The organism is Sulfitobacter sp. M05, assembly GCF_029285175.1.
Classification (GTDB): Bacteria; Pseudomonadota; Alphaproteobacteria; order Rhodobacterales; family Rhodobacteraceae; genus Sulfitobacter.
Genome location: NZ_JABEDH010000002.1, coordinates 627,972 through 645,453 on the forward strand (window position 1 = coordinate 627,972; position 17,482 = coordinate 645,453).

A 17,482-nucleotide genomic window follows, 5' to 3' on the forward strand; every position below is an offset into this window, starting at 1 on the left:
GCTGAGAATTGCGTTAGGGCGAACCTATGAATGCACATGCGCGCCGTCAAGGTAGGGTGACTGTGCAACTGCGCTTGTCACAAGATCGTGCGGCAAAGGCATCAATCGCGCTGGTGCGGTCCAAAGAATTGCGGTCTCGATGCGTTTGTTTGGAAAAAGCTGGGCCAGCATCATGGCATAAGCGCCCATTTGCCGCAGGATGCCGTCAGGACAGGCCGCGGCGGTGTCGGGGACAGTACGGTTTGTCTTGTAATCCACCAATAGGATGCGGTCTTGTTCGATGATCAGCCGGTCGATGATACCGTGCAGCCGTTCGCCGCCCAGCGGCGCAGTTATCGGCACTTCCGTCAGGGTTTCGGGGGCGAAAACCGGTGCAAGTGCCGGCGTGTCGAGAATGCGCCGCACCTCGGCCACGGCCCTGTCCGCATCTTCAGGCGCGGCGTTTAGGGTCAAATGGCGCGCTGCATTTGAAAACGCCGGCTCTTCCAACCCGGGCAGAGTTTCAAGCAGGCTATGCACCAGTGTTCCATAGGCCATTGCCTGTTCGCTTTCCTCGCCATCCGTCCCGGCAAGGGCTTTTTTCCCACCCAGATCAGACGGGGAGAAAATTTCTTTCTCATGAGAAAATACGGGCAGAGTCTTGCTAAAAATAGGCTCTAATGCCGGTGTTTCAGTTATACTCTCGGGCCTGATCTCGACCTCCAAATCGTCCCAATCGCCTTCTTCAAACCGTCGGATGCCGCTGCCGTTAAGGTCAACCGCGTTAACATGGCCCATGGCCTCCCCGGCGATCTGATACCAGTCGGTCTTGTCCTTGGACAAATCACCCGCCGCCGCAATCATCAGCCATTTTTCGGCCCGCGTCATGGCAACATAAAGCAGCCGCAACCGTTCCGCATATTGCGCTTCTTTCATCTCTTCGATCGTCACGCGCATTGCCTCGGGCAGTGCATCAGCCGAGGGTTTCCAGACCGGAACCGCGTTCATTTCGACAATCTCGTCCTTGATCACCACGTCCCGCCGTCCAGTGTCGGGCAGAATTACGATCGGCGCCTCCAGCCCTTTTGACCCATGCACGGTCATCACCCTGATCTGGTTCGAAGCACTGTCGATCTGGCGCTTGATCTCAAGGTCGTCAGTCTGCATCCATTGGATAAATCCAGTCAGGCTTGGAATATCGTTGCGTTCGTATGCCAGCGCCTGTGTCAACATGGCGTTGATCCCGTCCTCAGCTTCCGGCCCAAGCCGGGCCAGCAGTTTTTCCCGCCCACCATGGCGCGTAAGAACCCGCTCGATCAGGTCGTAAGGCCGCAAGAAATCCACCTGACCACGCAAGTCGTTCAACACACTTAGGGTTTCGGAAAACTCCTCACTGCGGCTACGCAGGGCCTGCGTCAAGCTTGAGGCGGTTCTCTTGTGTGCAAGGTCGAACAGGTCTTGCTCGGCCCATCCGAAGAGCGGCGATTTTAGTGCGGTGGCAAGCGATAGGTTGTCGTCGGGTGTTGCCAGAAAAGACAACAGCGCGGCCAGATCCTTCACCGCCAGTTCGGCCCCGACTTTCAATCTGTCAGCGCCAGCAATGGGCAGGCCGGCCGCTTTGCAGGCGCGGATGATTTCGGCAAAAAGTGCCGAGCGCCGTTGCACAAGGATCAGAAAGTCGCCCGCGCGAATGGGGCGCCTGATGAGGCTTCCGCGGGTTTTACCGTCATCTGGGATGAATGACGGATTGTCGGGGTTTGTCAGTTCTTTGATCTTTGCGGCGATCTGTTCGGCCAGAATGACCGTGTGATGTTGCTGCGAACGCCGGTCCAGCGGGTCGGTCCACGGGCGGTCTTCATCCGGTTCGGCCTTGGCGATAACCGGCCATAGATCAACCCGTCCGGGCAGGGTTTCCTTAAAGGCGATATGCTGGCTGTTTGCGTCCAGCCCCATTTGCCGCCTTGGATCAAAAACAGTGTCTACAAAGCGCAAGATGGCGCTGGATGACCGAAAAGAGTAGTCCAGACTGCGCCGTTGGAAAATTTGGCCTGCGGTTTGAATTTTGGCTTCAAAGGCGTTGCTCTTGCGGTCAAATTCAAGCGGATCCGCGCCCTGAAACGAATAGATTGACTGCTTTTTGTCGCCGACAACAAACAGCGTCCGTTCCGTGTCGGCGCGCGCGCCCGACCCGCTGTAAAATTCATCCGCAAGCAATTCGATGATGTCCCACTGTCGAGGCGATGTATCCTGCGCCTCATCCACCAGAATATGGTCGATGCCACCGTCGATCCGGTACAGCACCCAAGCGGCTACTCTTTCGTCTTGTAACAAGGCCCGTGCGCGCAAGATCAGGTCATCAAAGTCCAACCAGCCGCGCAACTGTTTGGCATTTTCATATCGCTGAAGGAAAGCATGGGCGAACTGGTGCAGGGCCTCTGCCTTTTCGGCGGCCAATAGCGACAGCCGCGCGTTTCGGGTATCTTCGACCCGCAACATCAGCGCTTCCAGCTGGTGCATTGATGCCCCCAGTACGGCCTGAGTTGCTTTGGTCGGAAAGCTGCCGATTTTGGCAGTGAACGGCGATTTGGCGCTGCTACTGGTTAGGAAAACACTCTCTAACACAGGTAAAATGGCCAGATTTACCGTGTTGATCTCTTGCAGTTTCGCACCGGCTTTTGCATCGTTCCCGCCCTTGGCCAACAGATGCGGCACGATTCCGGCGATCAATTCCGCCTCGCCGCCCAAAAAAACGCCGGCCTCAACCATATCTGCATCAAGTTCGCCGGGCTGTCCCAAATGACCAAGGATATCGCTACGGGTCACCTGCTTTTCAAAACCGTCCCGCATACCGACAATGCGCCGGGTCAGCTTGCCAAAATCCTCGCCTGTGTAAAACCGTGCGATATTGCTGATCAGATCGGCCTGCGGCCCTTCCGACATCGCGTCTACAATATCAGCACGTAACAAATCTGCGGCGCGATCTTCGATCTCCGAGAACTGTGGGCTAACGCCGGCTTCAAGCGGAAACCGCCGCAACAGAGACGCACAAAACGAGTGGATGGTTTGAATCTTAAGCCCGCCGGGGGTTTCAATCGCCAGAGCAAAGAGAGTGCGGGCCTTGCGCAATTGCGCCGCGTCCAATGCGCCCGCGACACCCAGTTCAGACATCGCCGCGCGCAGGTCCGTGTCGCGCAACATCGCCCATTCACCCAGCCGTTTGAACAGGCGGTTCTGCATCTCTGATGCGGCGGCTTTGGTATAGGTCAGACACAGGATATGTTGTGGTTCGACTCCGTTCAGCAACAGGCGGGCCACACGATCGGTCAATACGCGCGTCTTGCCAGACCCCGCATTGGCACCCAACCACGTCGAGGCATCAGGTCGGGCGGCTTCGATCTGGTCACGGGTGGCGTCATCGAGAGTCATGTCAGATCTTCCGGTGTTGTAACTGTTGTGCCATCCCATTCGCCAAAACGTGCCAGCTGATCATAATCCCCAGCGGCATCTTCGGTTTTGACCAGTCGGCGGGCGGTGAACCCTTGCTGCGCAGACAGGTAAGTTTCGATCAGCCTGTGCAGACCGGCAAGGACGGCGGCGGGTGGTTCATCATCCAAAGGCGCGGAAACCTCTTTGGGTGTGCTGCCCAGACCGATGAAAACGGCATTGGCAACAGTGGCAACACCGACGTTTTCAAACCCGCCTTCTTCGATCATTGCCGCTTCGAGAAGCAATTGTTTATCAAAAAACTTTTGCTCTTTTGCGCTGGGTGGATTGCCGGTTTTGTAATCATAAATCAACACATCGCCAAACTCGGTACGGTCGATCCGGTCGGCAAACCCCTTAAGCCTGAATCCCAAATCTTTGAATTCATGCACCCCCTTGGCGGCTTCTTCGAAGAGCATCGGTGTCGCAACGCTTTGGCGTTGTTGCTCGTTCCTGACAAACCAGTCTGCAATGCGTTCAACACGTGCTTGCCACATCAGGCGCGCAGCAGGCCAAGGCACCTCGTCTGCCAGAACGTCACGGGTGATTTTAATCAGATGGTCACGGTTCAAACGGTCCGGGTCTTGGCAAACCGACTTTATGAACACTTCCATGATCTTGTGAACGATGATGCCGCGTACAGGGGCGTCCGGCGATTGCACCAGCGGATCAATAGGGCGCAGGCGCAAGGTGTGTTTTGCATAAATTGCATACGGGTCGCGGATCAGCCGTTTGATCTCTGTCACCGACAGGGCATGTGGGCGCGCGATAACTGGCGGGCGCGGCGATGGGCGCGGCGCGGGGTCGACGCGCTGGAATGCTTCGATCGCCTGCACCTGACCGGTCCAGTATCCGCCTCTTGCGCGCATCTCTTTTAGCGCGGCCTTCCCTCTGCCGTCGGGCAACCCGTTGAGCAGGTTTTCAAGCCGGTTCAACCAACGCGAGGGCACGGTTTCGGCCTCGTCGGACCGGATTGCACGGGTCAGCCAGACTTCGGGTGCCGCGATGGCCTGTTGGTAATCATGTGCCGAAAGCCCGATGCGCCGTTCGGGCAAAAGCATACCGGCATCCAGACGCATTTTGCGGTTCAGCCACGGGTCGGGTGCCGGTGCCTCGGGCCATGTGCCGTCATTCAATCCGCCCATGATCACCAGATCGGCCCCCTGCACGCGCGCCTCAAGCGTGCCCCAGATCATCACATCCGGATGTGGCGCGTCACGGTCGCGCACCTCTTCTGCCGACAGCAAGGCTCCGATCAGATCACCGTAATCTGCTGCGGACATCTGGCCACCATGCACGGCGTGTTCGCATAATGCATCAATGGTTTCACGCGCTTTGCGGCCCGCTTTTCTCCGCCAAAGCTCGCGCGAATCCTCACCCGGCTGCCCGGCGGCAATGGTTTCGGCCAGGGTAATGTGGCCCGTAACCCAATCTGACAGAGATTTTTCTGCTTCAACCGTGTGGTTGCAAAAGGTCTCAGCAACCCAAGACAGCCAGGCCATAAACGCCGCGTTGTTGTCCCGGTCTTCGATCTTGTCTGCGGCCATGGTTCCGACCCGCAACAACCCTTCTACATCAGGATAGGGCAGCCCCTCACGCCGGATCCGCATCTCCAGAAGTTGGGTGTTAAGCTGGTGTTGATTGCGTCCCTCACCGCTGTGGGTCAACGGGTGTTTAAGTAGAACCAGCAGAGCCTCAGCGTCCAGCTTGCGCATAAACAGCGCTGCAACATGGCGCAAAAACCGTCCGGGCGGTGAAAGATGCAGCGGCGTGCCGGCGCTGTCGTCGGGCAGGATATTCCACCGATCAAGTGCGGCGGTAACCTGACGGGTCAACATCCGGTCGGGTGTGATCAACGCGGCCTTTTGACCGTCTTCAACCGCTTTGCGCAGCCTAAGCGCAATACTCAGCGCCTCTTCACGCGGGGTTGAGGCCTCGACCAGTGTGATATCCTGCGTTGCGTGATCGATATCTGCTAGGTCCGGCCCCTCGCTAAGCCATGTGTCGGTCACGGGTGCGGGCCGCAACGATAGTGAAACCAGGGCGTTGCGCGCCTCCGACGGGGGCGGGGTGCTTGCCCAGCTTTCGATCGGGGGGGTGATGTCCAGCTGCTGCATCATATCGAAGAAACGGTATTGCGGGTGGTCCTCGGGCGGGGTGTCGCCACTTAGCACAGGCCATTGCGAAAGCGGCATCGCAAAATCGAACCCCGGCAATACCAAAGCGCCTTGCGGCAGACGGGCGACCTTATGCATCAATAGCGAAGTTGTGCCGCGTGATCCTGTTGATCCGGCGACGATAACCGGGTTCTGGGGCGGGTGTGCCTGCCAGTGTGCGATGATCATCTGTGTCAGCTGACGTTGTCTGGCCTGCACATCGGGGGCAGTGTCCATCCCGTCCAGATAATTGTTCGCAATTTCCAGGAATTTCTTGGCGCGCTCCCAATGGCCGGATTGATCCGTAACATCCAGCTTCGCGATGGCCTCCGGGCTCACCCCTTCGCCCTGCATTTCGTCAATCAACGACGCAAGGCTGTCGGAAAGCGCATAAAGTGACGCGCGCGGTGCAATGGTTGGGTCGGCGGTAATCAGTTGCGAAACCAATTGGATCAGTTCAAGACGCCGGCGCAAAGCGGGCGTTGCGGGCGGTACGCTGAGGCCGGGAACCAGCGTATCAAGGTCGCTGAGCAGACGGATATTCGGCAGGAAACCGGCAGGACCAGCATCGAAAATCTCGCGCAGGCGGCGCGCCATGCGGCGGGTGTTCACAATCAGGTCGACCCGCGCGATGGCCTCTGGCGGTTGATCCCGCAACCGTTGCCGCAGCCCGTCAACCAAAGCGCGTGGAAAATCCACACCGGGGCTGACGCCAAAGACGCGGGGCTGTTCGTCCGGCTTAAACATCCTGCGCGTCCAGCATTTCTTCGGCAAGGGTTATGCCATCGGGGTGCCCGACATCACACCACTTCCCGGGGTAGGACAGGCCAAACAGGCGGTTGTTTTCCAGCATCTTGTTCCACACCAGATTAAGCGAAAACTTCTCTTCCTTTATGCCGTGCAGCAGATCGGTTTTCATAATCTGGATGCCGCCATAAACCGTGCCGGGGCCGCGTTTGATCCTGCCGGTTTCTGACAGGGTGAAATCGCCGTCACCGGCGTGTCCGATGGCAGAACCGGTCGGTACACAGATCAACAGTGCATCCATTCTGCTAGGATCCCACGCCTGTTGCAGCATCTGAACCGGGTTCGGACCTGCCCAGATTGCATCCGTATTCTGGGTGATTACAGGGCCGGTGCCCAACAACGGCAACGCATTACGCAACCCGCCACCGGTCTCAAGAATCTCGGGCATCTCGACAATTGTCTCTACACCCTGCGGGCGCAGATGCGCGTCCAATATCGCGGCCCTGTAATGCAGATTTGCAACGATGGGCGCCGCGCCGGCAATCTTGGCGATGTCCAGCGCGTGATCAATCAACGGTTTGCCTGCAACCTCGATCATCGGCTTGGGCCGGTCTTGGGTCAGCGCCTTCATGCGCGTGCCAAAACCTGCGGCGAACAACATCACGGGAAAGCTCACTGTGGACATTGGCGTTTCAAGCGCTCCAGAAAGATCGGGGTGGGTTCGGGCAGCATGGGCATCAACAGGGCGGAAAGCTCGGCCAGTTCCGGATGGGCCAGATTGCGCCTGACATAGCCCCAGACGCGCGGGATCATATCGACGTAATGCGCCTTGCCGTCGCGCAGGCAGAGGCGGGCAAAGATACCCAGAATACGCAAATTGCGTTGCAGCCCAAGAATGGCATAGCTAGTTCGGAACGTGGCAGGGTCCTTCCCGGTCTTCGCCAGAACATAGTTGACAATATCCACTTCTGTCCCGACGCCGACGTCCCGGCGAGCGTCTTGCAGGATAGACACAAGATCATAGGCGGCTGGCCCAACCAGCGCGTCCTGAAAATCAAGCAGCCCAACCCGCTGCACGCCTGTACGATCCGGCAGCAAGATCAGGTTCTGTGCATGAAAATCGCGCAGGATCAACGTTTGTTCGCCTTGCGTCGCAGTCTTGGCAAAGGTCTGGAAACACGCGCCGAACGCGGCCTGATCACCTTGGCTGACATCCTGTGCATACCATTCAAACAGCGGCGCAATCATCTCAGAGAGCCAATCGGCATCGCAGGCAGGCACCTTCGGTTTTGGTGTTGATTGCAGGTGGATCAGGACATCAGCCGCGGCCTGATAAAGCAGTCTTTCCTGCGCGGCATCGGCGGCGATTAAATCCGCAAAAAGCGCATCACCAAAGTCTTCGATTAACAGCAACCCGGCATCGGTATCCTGATGAAAAACTTCCGGTGCGCTTAACCCGACTGCCCGCAGATGCTGTGCTATTGCAACAAAAGGGCGCACGTCCTCGCCGGTTTCGGGGGCGGCATCCATCAAGATTGCCGTGCCGCCGTCCGGCTGGCAAAGCCTGTCGTATTTGCGCGCAGAGGCATCACCCGCAACCGTCTTGCGCTGCGCCCGTGCCCAGCCTGCCCGATCAAGAAAACCGGCAATTTCCGTGTCGCGTTCCGTCATGTTTTCCACCGGCTTAACTTGTCGCACCATTTCGGGTCTGCCCATCTGGCATTGATCACCCGCGTGTCATCGCAGGTGCCTGTTTCAAGGGTAAGGGTCAACGCGTGTTCCGGGGTCAGCGACCCCAGCCTGTCAGGCCATTCAACAAGGCAGACGTCAGTTTCAAAGGCTTCTACAAGGCCAAGCTCCTCGATCTCCTGAACCGAGGTCAGCCGGTACAGATCGGTATGCCAGACGTCGAAATCGCCGGCTGGATAGGTCTGGACAAGCGTGAAGGTCGGCGAAGGCACATCTTCGGCAAGGCCCAGAACAGATTGGATCAGGGCGCGCGCAAAATGTGTTTTGCCCGCACCGACATCACCGTGCAGCAAAATCACGTCGCCAGCGGACAAAACCGGTGCCAGCAGTGCTGCAAGGTCTGATGTCTGATCGGCAGAGGATGACGGGATCGAGAGGTGTTTTTCGTTCATGCCATATGGTGACAATCGGCCCCGCTCTACGCAAGTCGAAAGCGCCGTACGGTTCCGTTTCTGGTGGTGGCGTTATGCGGGTGCCGGCGCGGATGGCACAGGTGCGGGGGCGGCTGTCGGAATGCGACAAAACCGGATCGCCGTGGCATCTGCGGCCAGCGTTTTTAGTGTACAGCGCAGCTTGTCACCCTGACTTAGGCTCAATTCGAAACGTTGTTCGGGGCGCGGGCCGATGGAGGTGGAAAAACCGATCAACCCCGATAGCTTGGTGCCATCTTCCACCTTCGACTTCCAAAGTTTGACCGCGTCATGGATGGTAACATCTGCAAATGCCGCCTCTGGTGTCTGGCCCCACATAACACGGTAAGCATCGTTGCAAAATGTCAGGATGCCGCTGGCGGAAAACACCACCAATGCCTCATCCACAGTGTCCAGAAGCGCCTCGAATTGTTCGATCTCGGCGCGATAACTGCGCGAGAGTGTGACATCGGCACTGATGTCCTCAATCAGAAAAGCGGTGCTGCCGTCGGGATGCGGGCGGCCCTGAACAGCATAGGTCCGGCCGTCTTCCAGTGACCATGTCTCGTGATATTGCCCGCCTGATGCGGCGGCGATGACATCGGCAATATCCTGTCGCCAGCTTTGGTAATTCTTCGGCTCTGGCATCCGGCGGTTTTCACGCAGGGCATCAAAGAAGCCCAACATGGTCGGCTGTGTTGCCAGAAAGCTGGCCTGTAGCCCGGACAGATCAACCAGCGCAGGGTTGAATATGCCAAGTTGCCCCTCCCTGTCGAAGATCGCCAAACCAACGGGCAGATGGGCGAATGTCTTGGCAAGGGTCTGGACAAATGTGCGCTGGGCCTCTTCTGCATGAACCAAACCGGTGATTGGCGTCGCGTGGTTGATATGGCCGTCTGGGGTTGGATGACGCACAACTTCGAACCACGCGTTCTCGCCTGTTGCGTCGACCACCACACATCTTTGCGGATCGCTTGCGCCATCCAGCACAAAGAGGGCGTCATCCTTTGTTGTGTCGGTGTGGTTCCCAATTTGGCGCGCCAGTTTGACATAGGCGTCGTTTGTCCAGATCACGCGCCCCTCTGCGTCGGTTGTCCATGCGGGATGCGGCATGGTATTAATACAGTCCCTTGCCGGGCTGGGCTGCGGTGGCGTGGTGGTAACCTCGTGATCAGCGACAACAGGCGCGTACAGATGAACCCAACACAGCCCATCCCGCCAACTTATCTCTATTTCCAACGGGTCTCCGGCATGTGCTGAACGCAGCTTGATCTTGCCAGCGGCATCCGAACCCGGAAGATCGGGAAACTGGCCGAGCAAGGCATCGCGCAGATCCTCCCAAACATGCCTGCCCGGTACAAAAGAAAATCGTTTTAGCGCGGCGGTGCTGGCGTGATGCAACACACCATTGTCAAATAATAGGGACAAAGGTTCGGCTTGTGGCGATGGGACAGGGGCGGTCGCTGCGCGCGGTGCGAACAAGAAAAACCGTGTGATAAGTACAGTGGTCGCGGCGACGGCAGTGATAAGAAGGAGTTCGAAAACAGTCAGCATATGCGTGCCTCGTTCGGGCGGGGCGCCTGCTGCTAAGTGTCGGACTTCAAGGTTAAGGTTTCATTAATTCGCCCTGCCAGAATGTTAAAATTCCAGTTTCGAATGCGCGTGTCTACGCCGTGATCTTCTGGTTTGGCCCAACCAGCTCGGCTTCGGTCTGGGTGCCGACCTGAAGTTTGTCGCGCGGCCAAACCACCTCGATTACGGCACCTTTTCTGGCTGGCTCTGCGACCCTGTCGCGGCCATTGGCGAACCGCAGCACCGCACCCGAACGTTCCAACAGGGTTTTGGCGATGAACAACCCCAATCCCATCCCCTCGTATTCCGGGCGGGCAGCAGACGCGCGGGCCCTTGATCTGTCTTTCATAAATGGATCACCGATACGGCCCAATATATGCGCCGGAAAGCCCGAACCGTCATCCATGATCCGTATGGAAATGTTTGTGTTCGACCAGTTGGTTTCGATCCAGACTGTGCTGTCGGCGAAATCAACAGCATTCTGGATCAAATTGCGCAGCCCATGGATGATCTCTGGTTGGCGCAGGATTGTCGGCTGGCTTTTGCGATGAATGTCATCTGGAAGCTGGGCCAGAACCACCTTTTTGCCACGGTCCATATGGGGTTCCGCCGCTTCAAGCACCATGGTTTCAAGAGGCGCATGATGCATGTGCAGATCATCTTTGCCGGCCCGCCCCATATCGCGCAGGATGTCACGGCAACGATCAGCCTGATCACGGATCAATGCAGCGTCTTCGGCCAGTTCGGGATTGTGCTTGAGGTCGTTCAATAACTCCGTTGAGGCAAGTTTGATCGTGGCCAGCGGCGTGCCCAGCTCGTGCGCGGCGGCGGCCACGACGCCGCCCAGATCGGTCAGTTTCTGTTCGCGGGCCAGCGCCATCTGGGTCGCCGACAATGCGTCACCCATTGAATGCACTTCGGTGGTGACCCGGCGTGAATAGGCGCTGGTAAAGACGATGGCGATGACCAATGCGGTCCACTGGCCAAAGATGAACAGTCGCGGGATCTTCAGGAGTTCCCCGTCCAGTGTCATCAGCGGCAGATGATAGACCGACAGAAGCGTGACCAGAACAATCGCGGTGGAGCAAAGCACAAGCGTAGAGCGCAGGCTGAGGGCTGTTGCGGAAATGGTGACCGGGCCTAGCAACAAGAGGGCAAAAGGGTTGTTCAGCCCGCCGGTCAGGAACAACAGAAACGCGATCTGGAACAAATCAAAGCTGATCATCCAAAGGTTTTCGAATTCGGACAAGCGTTTATTTTCGGGGAAAATGAAACTGGCGATAAGGTTGGCGATTACCGATGCACCCACCGCCAGATAGCAGAGCCCAAGCTCCAACTGCATACCATAGATCAACTGGGCCACGCTGATTGCGGTCAACTGGCCGGCAATGGCAACCCAGCGCAGCACAATCATCGTCCGTAACCGGATCCAGTTGGCGCGGGTGCGGCCTGTAAGGGGGCGGATTGTTGCCTGCGTCATCTGCGCACCTTTTGTTTATTCGCCGTTGCGTCTGGGATTTTGTAGCGTAGGTCTGCACCTGAGAACGATCAAGAGCGCCAATTGGCGCAGGAGGACCAGATGAACCGCATCATTACAATTTCCGCTGTTGGTATTGCTGCCGCATTCCTGTTGGGAACGGTTTGGATGACATCGCAGGGCGGCAAGGGTGACAAGTTTGCGCAATGCCGCGATTCTGCTGTTGCCGGTGATCTGGGCGGGCCGTTTGAACTGGTCAATGCGCAGGGTAAAACGGTCACTGACGCGGATGTCATGACCGCCCCGTCGCTGATCTATTTTGGGTATACATATTGTCCTGACGTTTGCCCGCTGGATGTTGATCGCAATGCTGCTGCTGTTGAAATACTGGAAAGCCGCGGTGACATGGTGACGCCGGTGTTCATCACTATTGATCCGGCCCGCGATACCCCTGAAGTTGTGGGTGAATTTGCCGAAGTGATGCACCCGCGTATGGTGGGGCTGACCGGCTCTGCGGAACAGGTCAAAGCGGCCAGTCAGGCCTATAAAACCTATTACAAGGCCCATCCGGACGTTGATGGTGAATACCTTGTTGATCACTCGACCTTCAGCTATCTGGTGTTTCCCGAGGATGGGTTTGTTCAATACTTCCGGCGCGAAACGACGCCTGAGGTGATGGCCGAACAAATCGGGTGTTTCATTGATAACGCGTCCTAGAGATCCCATTGAGCGGGCTTCTTAAATTGACTGAATTGCGCCAAGACACATATGGTGTCCCGAGTGACACCGTTTTGAGCGCAGGGAAGTGACCATGGATCAGATAGACATCGGACCGGACAAATCGCTGCTGTTGGTGGACGATGACGAGCCGTTTCTGCGCCGCCTTGCGAAAGCCATGGAAAAACGTGGTTTCGAGGTCGAAACCGCCGATAGTGTTGCGGCAGGTCGCGCCATCGCAACTGCCCGTCCGCCTGCCTTTGCGGTGATTGACTTACGGCTTGGAGATGGCAACGGGCTTGATGTGGTGGAGGTGCTGCGTGAGCGGCGTGCAGATGCCCGTCTGGTGGTCTTGACGGGCTATGGTGCGATTGCGACAGCGGTTGCTGCGGTCAAGATCGGTGCGACGGATTACCTGTCCAAACCGGCGGATGCCAATGACATCACCAATGCGTTGCTGGCCACCGGTGACGACATGCCGCCGCCGCCGGAAAACCCGATGAGCGCGGACCGCGTGCGCTGGGAACATATCCAACGCGTTTATGAGTTATGCGACCGCAATGTTTCTGAAACCGCGCGCCGATTGAACATGCACCGGCGTACCTTGCAGCGGATTCTGGCCAAGCGCTCACCCCGCTAGAAGATGGTCAAAAAGGGGGGGGTGCCATGCGTACACCCCCGATGCACCCCCGGTACACCGGCTGGCGCATAATCGGGATCAAAGCTCGTAACGCTTGAGCCGTTTTTCCACGACATCGCCATTGGCCAATTTGTGCCCTTCGATGACGCCATAATCCTGAAATCCGCGACTTTGATAGTAGATCAACCCGCCTTCGTTATCAGCGCGGATGTTGGCATTGATCCAGACATACCCCAGCGCTTTGGCAGCTTGTTTGGTCGCTTCGAACAAGGATGATCCGATGCCCAGACCAGTCTGGCCGATCTGCACAAAGGTGGCGATATCAACCGCGCCCTGCGGCAGATCTTCTTTTGGATTGATCCATTGAAAGCCGACGACGTTTTCCTGTGCATCAGTGGCCACGTGCCATGCGCTGCGTTCCGGGTCGTAGGCCATCCATTCAATCAGATCAGCCCCCGTGACGGGCCGTGTAAGCGCGGTGGTGCCCCCTTTGGCGATAATCTCGTTTAACAGGGTGGCCATATTCGCAGCATCGAAATTGATGGCGGGTCGTACTTTGATCATGTGCATTCCTCCAGAAGGGTGGCGTGGCGCGCGGTAAAGGCGCGCCGTGTTTCGACCGGCGGGCGCAGCATGATCGAGAGCCCTTCGATCAAGGCCGGGTTCGGGGTGCCAAAAAATTTGGAGGATTCCGTTTCGGAAAAGCCGGCAATTTGGGTGGCCTCCATCCATGCGCTGATTTTGTCGGCTTTCTTGATCTGTTTCTTGACCGAAACAGGGATACTGGCCGGCAGACCAAAACGCAGGTGAATGGCAGCGGTCAGGCGGTCGTCCAATGCGCCGTACCTGGGGCCGACAGCAGCTTTGACCGGCGAAATCATATCGCCAATCACATATTCGGGGGCGTCATGCAGCAAGGCGGCAAGGCGCCATTTTGCCGGCGCTTTGGGGTTAATGCGGCCAAAGAGTGTTTCGACCAGAAGCGAATGTTCGGCGACGGAATAGGCATAGTCCCCATGGGTTTGACCGTTCCACCGTGCGACGAAGGCCAGACCGTGGGCGATGTCGTCAATTTCGATATCCACCGGTGTCGGATCCAACAGATCCAGCCTGCGACCGGACAACATTCTTTGCCATGCTCTGGGTTGTTGCGCCATGCGGGCCTGCCTTTGCGTCAATTGAAATTTTGGAACTTTTCACCGCCTGGGGTGTTTTTCACATGAAGGAGAGACCGATGAAACCGTTTATTTCGACCCTGACTTTTGTACTTGGCACCGCATGTGCAACCAGCGCGATGGCGCAGGGTAACGTGTGCATGGCGGCAGGAGAAATGAAAGCAGCGCTGACAGACTGGTACGGAGAAAAGCCGGTCTCGCCGCCCTCTGAAACCAAGGAACAGCTGTGGGTTTCGCAGGAGACCGGCACATGGACGTTGATCAAGAGTTTTTCAGATGGGCATGCCTGTGTGCTGTCACAGGGCAAGGATTGGATGACCGGGGTAGATCAGGACCAGCTGTTGGCGGAACTGCGGGATTAACCGGTTAAGGCGTCGGGCACTGTTCTGTTGAGGGATCGCGCCAAAACTGTTAGGGCGCGGTCAGATAATTTTTGACCGAGGTGCCCAAATGGCAGACGACTATATCGTGAAAGACATCAGCCTTGCAGCCTATGGGCGCAAGGAACTGGATATCGCAGAAACCGAAATGCCGGGTCTGATGTCCCTGCGCGAGGAATATGGCGAGAGCAAGCCGCTCAAGGGCGCGCGCATTGTCGGGTCGTTGCATATGACGATCCAGACTGCGGTTCTGATCGAAACCCTTGTTGAGCTGGGCGCGGATGTGCGCTGGGCGTCTTGCAACATTTTCTCGACACAGGATCACGCAGCGGCGGCAATTGCCGAAGGTGGCACGCCGGTCTTTGCGATTAAAGGCCAGTCGCTGGAGGAGCATTGGGATTACCTTGACCGGTCGTTCATGTTCCCCGACGGCCCGAACTTGATCTTGGACGATGGTGGCGACGCGACGCTGTACATCCTGTTGGGCGCACGTGCCGAAGCGGGCGAAGATGTGATCGCGGTGCCCACTTCGGAAGAAGAGGAAGCGATCAAGGCACAGATCAAAAAGCGGATGGCGGCAAGCCCCGGCTGGTTTACCAAGATGCGCGACCAGATTGTCGGTGTGTCAGAAGAGACCACGACAGGGGTTCACCGTCTTTATGAGCTGGTGCGCGATGGCCAGTTGCCGTTCCCTGCGATTAACGTGAACGATTCCGTCACCAAGTCGAAGTTCGACAATAAGTATGGCTGTAAGGAATCGCTGGTCGACGGCATCCGTCGTGCCACAGATACAATGATGGCGGGCAAGGTTGCTGTTGTCATGGGGTATGGTGACGTTGGCAAGGGGTGTGCGGCGTCACTGGTCGGTGCGGGTGCCCGTGTGATCGTGACCGAAGTTGATCCGATCTGCGCGTTGCAAGCGGCGATGGACGGTTTTCAGGTGACTACACTGGAAGACGTGGTTGCCACCGCTGACATCTTTGTCACCACCACCGGCAACAAAGACGTGATCCGCATCGAGCATATGCGCGAGATGAAGGACATGGCGATTGTTGGCAACATTGGCCACTTTGACAATGAAATTCAGGTGGCCAGCCTGAAGAACCACAAATGGACCAACATCAAGGAACAGGTGGACATGATCGAGATGCCGAATGGCAACCGGTTGATCCTGCTGTCCGAGGGGCGTTTGTTGAACCTTGGCAATGCCACGGGGCATCCGTCGTTTGTAATGTCTGCATCTTTCACCAACCAGGTACTGGCGCAGATCGAACTGTGGACCAAGGGTGATGAATATAAGAACGAGGTCTATATCCTGCCTAAGCATCTGGATGAGAAGGTTGCGCGCCTGCATCTGGACCGGATCGGTGTGAAACTGTCCAAGCTGAATGCGGAACAGGCGGCCTATATCGGTGTCACGCCGGAAGGTCCGTTCAAGCCCGAGCATTACCGGTATTGATCTGCCCTGCGGGTATTCCCCGCAAAGATAGAATTGGAAACGCCAGAGCATTCATTTGCTTTGGCGTTTTTCGTTTCGGTGTTGATATTGAGTTAGGGAGTCCCGCCTTAAACATGAATCACTTGTTCGCTGCCTCTCCCATTGGTCGAACGCGAAAAGCGATATGTGATGGCTCAGGTTAAAGGCGGGACACTTTAAATGAAAATCGAAAATGCGCAGGAATAATTATATGCGACGCGGATCAAGGGCTGTGCTTTGGGCGCGTTGGGTTTGGGCGCTGTGCCAGCGGCTGTTTTGCAACCCCATGGCGGCGGGATTTTTAAGGGGGAGACACGCAGAAGTTTTCCCTTTGTCCCTGCAAAATTAGCGATTACTGTCTGTTTCGAGGTCAGACTGGCTGATCAGATATTTAAAGGTGGGAAAGATTTATGGGCAAACGGGATGAGTGGATCGCAAAATATGCGGACGATCTGAAGAACAAATGCGGCATTACGCCTGATATGGACCTTTTGACAAAGGTGACAATTGGTTGTGGCCCAGCGATTTACAATGCGGATGCCCAGACCGTTGCTGCTGGTCAGGATAGCGAGCTTGAGACCGTTAAAAACAACTTCCTGATCAAGAAGCTGGGCCTGCCTGATGGTCCAAATTTGATGGAAGAGATTAATAAGGCAATCGAAACCTACGGCAAATCCGAACGCAACAAGTATCGCGCCGTGGTTTATTACATGCTGACGAAACAGTTGGGAAAAGAATCCGTTTACGGTTGAGGCCGAAAGTAAAATATTGAATAAGCGCCCGCCGTCTGGACAGCGGGCGTTTTGCATTTGAAAAGTAATTTAAATATCAAACGCTTGGCTAAAACGGGATGTTTTGTTAGAGATGATCCAACGGCTAGGATGGCCAGAGCATATTTCGATACGTGTGTGGGTAGTGGAGCACACGGGGTGAGAAAGGGTTCTGGTGAGTATGCCGGAACCCTTTTTTCGTTTTGAAAAACGTATGTGCCATTTGCGTCTTTGGTCAAATTAGAAAAGGGACGCAGGCGAATTGGGGTTAAAGCATTTCTTCAAATACCTGAACCAAGCGACGTCATGGCATTTTAGGAAATACAGTCGCTAGAACAACGTCAGGACCAGCCCCATAATCGCGCAGCCGAAGGTGGCATAGCCGCCGTCAATAAGGGTGAGGCGGAAAGGCCGGCCACCATATCCGTTGTTGATCATAATCCACGGGCTGATGAAAAACAGGCCGATGCCCAGACCGGATATCAACCCTTTGCCTGCTGTGTCGATCTGCGAAAGGGCAAACGTATGGCGCATCATGCCGGCGACGATCACCATCGCAATTGCCGCCATGACGAAGGGCAGGGGCGACTTATCCACTGGCTGGCCAGTGTCGTCTACTTCAATGCCAGCCGCCGCGACCCATGGCTTGGCCAAGGTCATGTACCAGACGGCACCAAAGGCAAAACCGGCCACCGCGGCAACCAAAACTGCAACAAATCCCATGCGAACCTCCCTGCGTGTTGTTTGCGA

General features: G+C 56.6%; 15 protein-coding genes. 5 read left to right on the forward strand and 10 right to left on the reverse strand.

The genetic code is table 11. From position 1 onward, the window contains the following. Positions 1–24: 24 nt before the first annotated feature. The 7 genes from addA to HKX44_RS11245 all read right to left on the reverse strand — a co-directional run bounded on the left by addA (position 25) and on the right by HKX44_RS11245 (position 11,576). The gene (gene addA / locus HKX44_RS11215; protein ID WP_276151412.1) at positions 25–3,405 is read right to left on the reverse strand and encodes a double-strand break repair helicase AddA; all 3,381 of its coding nucleotides are present in this window, start codon (positions 3,403–3,405) and stop codon (positions 25–27) included. After that, a complete protein-coding gene (gene addB / locus HKX44_RS11220; RefSeq protein ID WP_276151413.1) occupies positions 3,402–6,365 on the reverse strand; it encodes a double-strand break repair protein AddB in 2,964 nt (987 codons plus the stop codon). Before addB ends, addA begins: the two co-directional genes overlap by 4 nt. Continuing rightward, on the reverse strand, positions 6,358–7,050 hold the full coding sequence (locus HKX44_RS11225) for a nucleotidyltransferase family protein (RefSeq protein WP_276151414.1): 693 nt from the start codon (positions 7,048–7,050) through the stop codon (positions 6,358–6,360). Before HKX44_RS11225 ends, addB begins: the two co-directional genes overlap by 8 nt. Further along, positions 7,038–8,066 (reverse strand): phosphotransferase, encoded by a 1,029-nt coding sequence (locus tag HKX44_RS11230; RefSeq protein WP_276151415.1) that lies wholly within the window; start codon positions 8,064–8,066, stop codon positions 7,038–7,040. Before HKX44_RS11230 ends, HKX44_RS11225 begins: the two co-directional genes overlap by 13 nt. Then, entirely contained in the window at positions 8,033–8,506 is a 474-nt protein-coding gene (tsaE, locus tag HKX44_RS11235; RefSeq protein WP_276151416.1) for a tRNA (adenosine(37)-N6)-threonylcarbamoyltransferase complex ATPase subunit type 1 TsaE, read from the reverse strand. The genes HKX44_RS11230 and tsaE overlap by 34 nt, the downstream gene beginning before the upstream one ends. A 72-nt stretch (positions 8,507–8,578) precedes the next feature. Beyond that, positions 8,579–10,078 (reverse strand): PAS-domain containing protein, encoded by a 1,500-nt coding sequence (locus HKX44_RS11240; RefSeq protein ID WP_276151417.1) that lies wholly within the window; start codon positions 10,076–10,078, stop codon positions 8,579–8,581. A 112-nt stretch (positions 10,079–10,190) separates the two neighbouring features. Further along, positions 10,191–11,576: an ActS/PrrB/RegB family redox-sensitive histidine kinase gene (locus tag HKX44_RS11245; RefSeq protein ID WP_276151418.1), complete on the reverse strand. Its 1,386-nt coding sequence runs from the start codon at positions 11,574–11,576 to the stop codon at positions 10,191–10,193. A 99-nt stretch (positions 11,577–11,675) separates the two neighbouring features. Between HKX44_RS11245 and HKX44_RS11250 the strand changes: the two genes are divergently transcribed. Both HKX44_RS11250 and HKX44_RS11255 read left to right on the forward strand, forming a co-directional pair. Further along, a complete protein-coding gene (locus HKX44_RS11250) occupies positions 11,676–12,290 on the forward strand; it encodes an SCO family protein (RefSeq protein ID WP_276151419.1) in 615 nt (204 codons plus the stop codon). 94 nt (positions 12,291–12,384) lie between these two features. Beyond that, positions 12,385–12,930: an ActR/PrrA/RegA family redox response regulator transcription factor gene (locus HKX44_RS11255; protein WP_276151420.1), complete on the forward strand. Its 546-nt coding sequence runs from the start codon at positions 12,385–12,387 to the stop codon at positions 12,928–12,930. A 78-nt stretch (positions 12,931–13,008) separates the two neighbouring features. On the opposite strand, the gene HKX44_RS11260 is transcribed toward HKX44_RS11255, so the two are convergent. Together HKX44_RS11260 and HKX44_RS11265 are read right to left on the reverse strand one after the other, a co-directional pair. Continuing rightward, entirely contained in the window at positions 13,009–13,494 is a 486-nt protein-coding gene (locus HKX44_RS11260; protein ID WP_276151421.1) for a GNAT family N-acetyltransferase, read from the reverse strand. Continuing rightward, positions 13,491–14,087 (reverse strand): HD family hydrolase, encoded by a 597-nt coding sequence (locus HKX44_RS11265; RefSeq protein WP_276151422.1) that lies wholly within the window; start codon positions 14,085–14,087, stop codon positions 13,491–13,493. Before HKX44_RS11265 ends, HKX44_RS11260 begins: the two co-directional genes overlap by 4 nt. Before the next feature lie 77 nt (positions 14,088–14,164). On the opposite strand from HKX44_RS11265, the gene HKX44_RS11270 reads away from it, so the two are divergent. The 3 genes from HKX44_RS11270 (at position 14,165) to HKX44_RS11280 (ending at position 16,714) form a co-directional block, all read left to right on the forward strand. Then, a complete protein-coding gene (locus HKX44_RS11270) occupies positions 14,165–14,467 on the forward strand; it encodes an S-adenosyl-L-homocysteine hydrolase (protein ID WP_276151423.1) in 303 nt (100 codons plus the stop codon). A gap of 88 nt (positions 14,468–14,555) precedes the next feature. Further along, the gene (gene ahcY, locus HKX44_RS11275; protein ID WP_276151424.1) at positions 14,556–15,944 is read left to right on the forward strand and encodes an adenosylhomocysteinase; all 1,389 of its coding nucleotides are present in this window, start codon (positions 14,556–14,558) and stop codon (positions 15,942–15,944) included. Between the two features lie 428 nt (positions 15,945–16,372). Then, a complete protein-coding gene (locus tag HKX44_RS11280; protein ID WP_276151425.1) occupies positions 16,373–16,714 on the forward strand; it encodes a DUF2853 family protein in 342 nt (113 codons plus the stop codon). Positions 16,715–17,062: 348 nt separating this feature from the next. Here the strand turns inward: HKX44_RS11280 and HKX44_RS11285 are convergent, their stop codons facing one another. Beyond that, on the reverse strand, positions 17,063–17,455 hold the full coding sequence (locus HKX44_RS11285) for a DUF1761 domain-containing protein (RefSeq protein ID WP_276151426.1): 393 nt from the start codon (positions 17,453–17,455) through the stop codon (positions 17,063–17,065). Between the last annotated feature and the right edge of the window lie 27 nt (positions 17,456–17,482).